The 8,227-nt window shown below is 63.6% G+C and carries 7 protein-coding genes; all 7 read left to right on the forward strand.

The features are described 5' to 3' along the window. A partial coding sequence (locus ACK59X_RS25165; protein WP_409961135.1) for a porin occupies positions 1-604 on the forward strand: 604 nt, incomplete at its 5' end. A 514-nt stretch (positions 605-1,118) separates the two neighbouring features. Next, the gene (locus tag ACK59X_RS25170) at positions 1,119-2,699 is read left to right on the forward strand and encodes an ABC transporter substrate-binding protein (protein ID WP_409961136.1); all 1,581 of its coding nucleotides are present in this window, start codon (positions 1,119-1,121) and stop codon (positions 2,697-2,699) included. 133 nt (positions 2,700-2,832) lie between these two features. Beyond that, the gene (locus tag ACK59X_RS25175; RefSeq protein ID WP_184859566.1) at positions 2,833-3,813 is read left to right on the forward strand and encodes an ABC transporter permease; all 981 of its coding nucleotides are present in this window, start codon (positions 2,833-2,835) and stop codon (positions 3,811-3,813) included. 1 nt (position 3,814) lies between these two features. After that, positions 3,815-5,032 carry a M20 aminoacylase family protein gene (locus ACK59X_RS25180; protein WP_409961138.1) on the forward strand — a complete coding sequence of 406 codons (1,218 nt, stop codon included), beginning with the start codon at positions 3,815-3,817 and terminating at the stop codon, positions 5,030-5,032. 88 nt (positions 5,033-5,120) lie between these two features. Continuing rightward, positions 5,121-6,698, forward strand: a complete 1,578-nt coding sequence (locus ACK59X_RS25185; protein ID WP_409961139.1) for an ABC transporter substrate-binding protein — start codon at positions 5,121-5,123, stop codon at positions 6,696-6,698. A gap of 107 nt (positions 6,699-6,805) precedes the next feature. Continuing rightward, complete coding sequence (locus tag ACK59X_RS25190; RefSeq protein WP_409961141.1) at positions 6,806-7,717, forward strand: ABC transporter permease; 912 nt, start codon at positions 6,806-6,808, stop codon at positions 7,715-7,717. A gap of 32 nt (positions 7,718-7,749) precedes the next feature. Beyond that, a partial coding sequence (locus ACK59X_RS25195) for an ATP-binding cassette domain-containing protein (protein ID WP_409961143.1) occupies positions 7,750-8,227 on the forward strand: 478 nt, incomplete at its 3' end.

Genomic DNA, 8,227 nt, shown 5'->3' on the forward strand with positions numbered 1-8,227 from the left:
CAACCTGGGTGGCCCAACCAACACCCGCGCTTCGAACGCCATCGGCTACTTCCTGCCAGGCAACCTGGGCGGCTTCTACGGCCAAGTGCAGTACTACATGGGTGAAAACCTGAGCACCGCTGTCAACAAGAAGGACGGCAATGGTCTGGCTGCTCGCGCTGGCTGGGCAAATGGTCCTGTGAACGTGGCTCTGGCCGTGTCGCAAACCAAGTTCCTGAACGCTGACCTCAAGTCCTGGAACCTGGGTGGCCAATACGACTTCGGCTTCGGCAAGCTGCTGGCCCACGTGAACCGTGACGACGTCAAGAACGGCAACGAAGGCACCGGCTGGCTGATCGGTGGTCTGATCCCCGTCGGCGCTGGCGAAATCCGCGTTTCGTACTCCACGTACGAAGTCGAGATCGCCAACGCTTCTGACCCACGCACCAACAAGTTCGCTCTGGGCTATGTGCACAATCTGTCGAAGCGCACCGCCGTGTACGCTACCGCTGCCACTGTGAAGAACAAGAACGGAGCCAACACGGTTCTGAACGGCGCTTCGCACGGCACGAACCTGAACCGCAACTCCAGCGGTTACGACATCGGTATCCGTCACAGCTTCTGATATTGACGGCTGGCTATATGCCAGTCATCAATGGATGAATACAAAAAAAGCCGCCTTCGGGCGGCTTTTTTTATTCTCGCCATGGATTTGACTTTTATCGCGCCTTGTCCTTTTTTTGGGGGGAGGTGTTGTAAAAGCCGGATATTTTCAGCGGCGCGCGGCGGGTATCTGGGGAGTATGGGCGGCAGGAATGGGTGTGCGATCCTTGCCAGAAGAAGGGCGCCGGCATGGGCGGGTGGCATTGGTTCGGATCGGTGCTGGAGTGCAGGGCAGGGCAACCGTGGACTGTGGACTCCCATGGTGCGCAGGTGGGCAATCAAGACTGCACGTGGCTTGCCACCGTGCGGAGCGAGGGAGAGGCGGCTGGCGTGGTGCTGGCACTTTACTTGCATGTCCATCTGCCTCACCAGGGCAGGAATAGTCCCTCGCACGAGGGCGGGATTCAGGGATTTCCCGTTGGCCGATGGCCGCTATTTACTGCATAGTAAAACTTTTACATTGTTGAAGAGGTTTCATGAAACTCAATCTCAGCCTGCTGTCGATTGCCGCAGCTGCCGCCATGCTGATGGCCACGGGTGCTAATGCCAAACCATTCAAATGGGCGAGCCAGGGCGAAATTGCCACGTGGGATATTCATTCCCAAAACAACGCATTGCAAAACGGCATCCATGCCAATGTGTATGAAAGCCTGGTCTACTACAACAGCAAGACGTTCGAGGTAGAGCCCGTTCTTGCCACGGCCTGGAAGGAAGTGACCCCCACGCAGGTGCGTTTCACGCTGCGCCAGGGCGTCAAGTTCCATGATGGTTCGGCCTTCACCGCCGACGATGCCGTGTACTCGCTGCAGCGGGCCATGGCCAAGACCTCCAACTTCACGCCCTATGTCCAGGGCATCACCAAGATCAACAAGGTCGATGCCCAGACCATCGACGTCATCCTGTCGGCGCCCAACCCCGTGCTGCTGCGCCAGATGACCGAGTTGCGCATGATGAGCAAGGCCTGGGCCGAGAAGAACCGCTCCGTGGAGCCAAAGGACATCAAGGGCACGGACGAGAACTTCGCCCACCGCAACGCCATGGGCACAGGCCCCTACACGCTGGACTCCTGGCAGCCCGACGTGAAGATGGTGTTCAAGCGCAACCCCAATTGGTGGGGCAAGATGGACGGCAACGTGACGGAGATCGTCTACACCCCCATCAAGTCGGCTGCGACCCGCATTGCCGCGCTGCTCTCGGGTGAGGTGGACATGGTGCTCGACCCGGCTCCCCAGGACCTGGGCCGCCTGCGCCAGGACTCCAACCTGAAGGTGATCGACGGTCTCGAGAACCGCACCATCTTCCTGGGCATGGACCAGTTCCGCGACGAACTGCCCGGCTCCAACGTCAAGGGCAAGAACCCGCTCAAGGATGTCAAGGTGCGCAAGGCGCTGTACCAGGCCATCGATACCGCCTCGCTGGAGCGCGTCACGCTGCGCGGCCTGGGCAAGCCCACCGGCACGCTCGTGGCCCCCCAGGTGGCCGGCTACACCGAAGCCGTCGGCAAGCGCTTCCCCTACAGCGTGGATGCGGCCAAGAAGCTGCTGGCCGAAGCAGGCTACCCCGATGGCTTCGAAGTCGATTTCGCATGCCCCAACAACCGCTACATCAACGACGAAGCCATCTGCCAGGCCGTGACCGCCATGTGGTCGCGCATCGGCGTGAAGGCCAAGCTGCGCACGCTGCCGCTGGTGACCTACTTCCCCATGATCCAGCGCTACGAAGCCAGCATCTACATGCTGGGCTGGGGCGTGCCGACCTTCGATGCGCTGTACAGCCTGCAATCGCTGGTGCGCAGCGTGGGCCAGGGCGGTGACGGCAACTACAACGTGGGCCGCTACAGCAACCAGCGCATGGACTATCTGGTGGACCGCATCAAGGCCGAGACCGATGCCCCAGTGCGCTCGCGCATGCTGACCGAAGCGTTGCAGTTGTCCAACGACACCGTCTCGCACATCCCTTTGTACGACCAGGTGATCCCCTGGGCCATGAAGAAGAACATCGAACTCGTGCACCGCGCCGACAACCGCGTGGATATGCGTTTGGTCAAGGTGAACTGATCTATCCTTGCAGAGGGAGGGCAAGGGCCTCTGGGTCCTTGCTCTCCTTGGTTTTTTCCGACCCGATTCCCCATGAGCGCCGCGCCACCAAAAGTGGCCAAGGCGTCCCATCGAATACACACTCGACTCTCCGATGCTTGCCTTTATTTTGCGCCGCCTGATCCAGGCCGTGATCGTCATGGTCACGGTGGCCTTCATCTCCTTCATGCTGTTCCAGTACGTTGGAGATCCCGTGGTCTTCCTGCTCGGCCAGGACGCAACACCTGAACAGATCCGTGAACTGCGCGTGGCGCTGGGTCTGGACAAACCCTTCTTCGTGCAGTTCGGCCACTTCCTTGTGAACGCGGCCCAGGGGGAATTCGGCCTGAGCCTGCGCCAGGGCGCCAAGGTCTCGCGCCTGATTGCCGAACGTTTTCCTGCCACGCTTGAGTTGGCCATGGTGGCCGCCGTGCTGGCCCTGGTGCTGGGCGTGCCCATGGGCGTGTATGCAGCCTTGAAGCGCGGCACCTTCACCAGCCAGCTGTTCATGACGCTGTCGCTGCTGGGCGTCTCGCTGCCCACCTTCCTGATCGGCATTTTGCTGATCCTGGTGTTTGCCGTGCACCTGGGCTGGTTCCCGAGCTTCGGCCGCGGCGAGGTGGTGCAACTGGGCTGGTGGAGCACCGGACTGCTCAAAGCCAAGGGCTGGCACCACATCATCCTGCCGGCGGTGACGCTGGCCATCTTCCAGCTCACGCTGATCATGCGCTTGGTGCGCGCCGAGATGCTGGAGGTGCTGCGCACCGACTACATCAAGTTCGCGCGCGCCCGCGGCCTGTCCAACCGTGCCATCCATTTCGGCCATGCCCTCAAGAACACGCTGGTGCCCGTGATGACCATCACCGGCCTGCAGCTCGGCGGTCTGATCGCTTTCGCCATCATCACCGAAACCGTGTTCCAGTGGCCGGGCATGGGCCTCTTGTTCATCCAGGCCGTGACCTTCGCCGACATCCCCGTGATGGCCGCCTACCTGTGCCTGATCGCGCTGATCTTCGTGGTCATCAACCTGGTGGTCGACCTCTTGTACTTCGCCGTCGACCCCCGCCTGCGCGTGGGCAAGGCCGGGGGGCATTGAGATGCAGGCGAGCCGACTCAAAGCGGGCGGCCGGGCTTTCGCGCACATCGCGCAGTTCCACCCAGAGCTCACGGCGCTGCGCCGCGACCTGCATGCGCACCCTGAACTGGGCTTCGAAGAGGTCTATACCGGTGCCCGGGTCAAGGAGGCGCTCAAGGTGTGCGGCGTGGACGAGATCCACGACGGCATCGGCCGCACCGGCCTGGTGGCGGTGATCCGCGGGCGCAGCACGGCCAGCGGCTCCATGGTGGGCCTGCGCGCCGACATGGATGCGCTGCCGCTCACCGAGCACAACGACTTCTCCTGGAAGTCCTGCAAGCAGGGCCTGATGCACGGCTGCGGTCACGATGGCCACACGGCCATGCTGGTGGGGGCGGCCCGCTACCTGGCCGAGACGCGCAATTTCGACGGCACGGCGGTGCTGGTGTTCCAGCCCGGCGAAGAGGGCTTTGCCGGTGCCCGCGTGATGATGGAGGACGGACTGTTCGAGCGCTTCCCCGTGCAGTCCATCTTCGCCATGCACAACTGGCCGGCGATGGCGCCCGGCACGGTGGGCCTGAACTCCGGTGCCATGATGGCAGCGGCCGACCGCATCACCATCGAGATCACGGGCCGCGGCGGCCATGGCGCGCACGCCTACCAGACGGTGGACGTGATGCTGGTGGCTGCGCACATCATCACCGCGGCGCAGACCATCGTCTCGCGCAACGTGCGCCCGCTCGATGGCGCCGTGGTCAGCCTGTGCGCCATGCAGGCCGGCGACCTGGGCGCCTTCAGCGTGCTGCCGGGCTCGGCCACGCTGGTGGGCACCGTGCGCACTTTCAACCCCGTGGTGCAGGAAATGGTCGAAAAGCGCCTCAAGGAGCTGTGCAGCGCGATTGCGCTGGGCTTTGGCGCCACGGCCACCGTGCACTATGAACGCATCTATCCCGCCACCATCAATTCCGAGGATGAGGCGGTCTTTGCCGGCAACGTGGCTGAATCGCTGGTCGGTGCCGACCATGTGGTGCGTGACCTGGAACCCAGCATGGGCGCCGAGGACTTCTCCTTCATGCTGCAGGACAAGCCAGGCGCCTACCTGCGCATAGGCCAGGGCACCGGTGCCAGCGGCAGCGCTCTGCACAACAGCCGCTACGACTTCAACGACGACATCCTGCCCCTGGGCTCGGCGCTGCACGCCAGCCTGATCGAGCAGGCCATGCCGCTGCCGACGCTTTGAGCGCACAACGAGCACCTTTTTGCACCAGACATCCGGCGCATTCACCCACCCCTCCTAAAACCCACTTTTCATCCACCAGGAGAACTGCATGACCTTCCAGAAGAAATTGGCCGTGACGGCCGTGTTTGCCGCGCTGGCCGCGTCCAGCATGGTCGCCAGTGCGCAGACCATCCGCGTGGCCAACCAGGGCGATTCGCTGTCCATGGACCCGCACTCGCTCAACGAATCGCTGCAGCTGAGCGTGACCGGCAACGTGTATGAACCGCTGGTCGGCCGCAACAAGGACCTGAGCCTGGCCCCGGCCCTGGCCACCAGCTGGAAGCAGACCTCGCCCACCGTCTGGCGCTTCGAGCTGCGCAAGGGCGTGCAATTCCATGACGGCACGCCCTTCACGGCCGACGACGTGGTCTTCAGCTTCAGCCGTACGCAGGTCGAGGGCTCGGACATGAAGAGCTACACCAACGACTTCAAGGAAGTGCGCAAGATCGACGACCACACGGTCGAGATCGAGACCAAGACCCCGTTCCCCATCCTGCCCGACGTGGTCTCGCTGGTGTACATGATGAGCAAGAAGTGGTGCGAAACCAACCAGGCCATGGGACCGGTGGACCGCCGCAAGGGCATCGAGAACGCCGCATCGTTCAAGGCCAACGGCACGGGCCCCTTCCGCCTGCGCGAGCGCCAGCCCAACGTGCGCACCGTGTTCACGCGCAACGGCACCTACTGGGGCAAGATCGAGAGCAATGCCGCCGAAGTCGTCTTCACGCCCATCGGCAACGACGCCACCCGCGTGGCCGCCCTGCTGTCGGGCGAGGTGGACGTGATGGAACCTGTGCCGGTGCAGGACATCGAGCGCGTCAACACCAGCGCCAACACGCGCGCCATCACCGGCCCCGAGCTGCGCACCATCTTCCTGGGCATGGACCAGAAGCGCGACGAACTGCTGTACTCCAACGTCAAGGGCAAGAACCCCTTCAAGGACAAGCGCGTGCGCCAGGCCTTCTACCAGGCCATCGACATCGACGGCATCAAGCGCACCGTGATGCGCGGCGCCTCCAACCCCTCGGCCCTGCTGGTGGGCCCCGGCATCAACGGCTTCCAGCCCGATGCCAAGCGCCTGCCCTACGACGTCGAAGCCGCCAAGAAGCTGATGGCCGAAGCCGGTTACCCCAATGGCTTCGAAGTATCGATGAACTGCCCCAACGACCGCTACGTGAACGACGGACGCATCTGCCAGACCGTAGCCGCCAACCTCTCGCGCATCAACGTCAAGATCAACCTGCAGGCCGAGACCAAGGGAACCTACTTTCCCAAGATCCTGCGCCGCGACACCAGCTTCTACATGCTGGGCTGGACGCCTGCCACCTACGACTCGCACAACGCGCTCAATGCACTGGTGGCCTGTGTGGACGACAAGGGTGCCGGCCAGTTCAACCTGGGTTCGTACTGCAACCCCAAGGTGGATGAGCTGACCAAGAAAATCCAGGCCGAGACCGACAAGGCCAAGCGCGACGCCATGATCAAGGAAGCCTTCGACATCCATGCCGCCGACGTGGGCACGCTGCCGCTGCACCAGCAGGCCCTGGCCTGGGGCGTGAGCAAGAAGGTCACGCTGGTGCAGCTGGCCGACAACTTCATGCCCTTCAAGTGGATGAGCATCAAGTAAGCAAGCACCTGCCTTTCGAGTACCTAGATAGAGACGGACATTCAGCAGACCAGCCACGCCGGTTGCTACCCGCGCCGCGCGTGCTGTCTGCCCACTGGTTTCCCACAATGAAAACAACCCTTGCCCGCTGGTTTGACAGCGACGTTGGCTACAGCTTCCGCACCTCGCCCATGGCGATCGTGGCGGCGGTGATCGCCCTGATTTGTCTGTTCTGCTCCCTGTTTGCAGGATGGGTCGCCCCCCACAACCCTTTTGACCTGGCGACGCTGGAACTCGGCGACGCCCGCCTGCCGCCCGCCTGGATCGCGGAAGGCTCCATGAAATACCCCCTGGGCACCGATGACCAGGGGCGCGACATCCTCTCGGCGCTGATCTATGGCGCCCGCATCTCCCTGGTGGTGGGCTTCGCCTCGGTGCTGCTGTCCGTGGTGGTCGGCGTGGCCTTCGGCCTGCTGGCCGGCTTTCGCGGCGGCTGGATCGACGCGGTCCTCATGCGCCTGTGCGACGTGATGCTGTCCTTCCCCGCCATCCTGGTGGCGCTGCTGATCGCAGGCGTCGGCCGCGCGCTGTTCCCCAATGCGCACGAATCGCTGGCCTTCGGCGTGCTCATCATCTCGATCTCGCTCACCGGCTGGGTGCAGTACGCACGCACCGTGCGCGGCTCCACACTGGTCGAGCGCAACAAGGAATACGTTCAGGCCGCCCGCGTCACGGGGGTGTCCTCGCTGCGCATCATGCGCAAGCACGTGCTGCCCAACGTCATGGGCCCGGTGATGGTGCTGGCCACCATCCAGGTCGCCACCGCCATCATCACCGAGGCCACGCTGTCCTTCCTGGGCGTGGGGGCGCCGCCCACCTCGCCATCGCTGGGCACGCTGATCCGCATCGGCAACGACTACCTGTTCTCCGGCGAATGGTGGATCACCGTGTTCCCCGGCGCCATGCTGGTGCTGATCGCCCTGTCGGTGAACCTGCTCGGCGACTGGCTGCGCGACGCCCTGACCCCGCGTCTGCGCTGAACAAGCACAAGAACAAGAAAAGCGATATTCCCATGAGTCTTCTCGAAGTCAAAAACCTCGTTGTCGAATTTCCGGGCCGCCGCGGTACCCTGCGCGCCCTGGACGACATCTCCTTTTCCATCGCGCCCGGCGAGATCCTGGGCGTGGTGGGAGAGTCCGGCGCCGGCAAATCGCTGACCGGCGCGGCCATCATCGGCTTGCTCGAACCGCCGGGCCGCGTCGCCTCGGGCCAGATCCTGCTGGAGGGCCAGCGCATCGACAACCTGAACAGCGACCAGATGCGCAGCATCCGCGGGCGGCGCATCGGCGCCATCTTCCAGGACCCGCTGACCTCGCTGAACCCGCTGTACACCGTGGGCCGCCAGCTCACCGAAACCATCCTGGCCCACCTGCCTGTGAGCGCCGCCGAAGCGCGCCAGCGCGCCATCGCACTGCTGCAGGACACCGGCATCCCGGCGGCGGCAGAGCGCATCGACCATTACCCGCACCAGTTCTCGGGCGGCATGCGCC

The sequence above is a fragment of the Acidovorax sp. genome (genome assembly GCF_046339755.1).
In the GTDB taxonomy this organism is placed as follows: Bacteria; Pseudomonadota; Gammaproteobacteria; order Burkholderiales; family Burkholderiaceae_C; genus Acidovorax.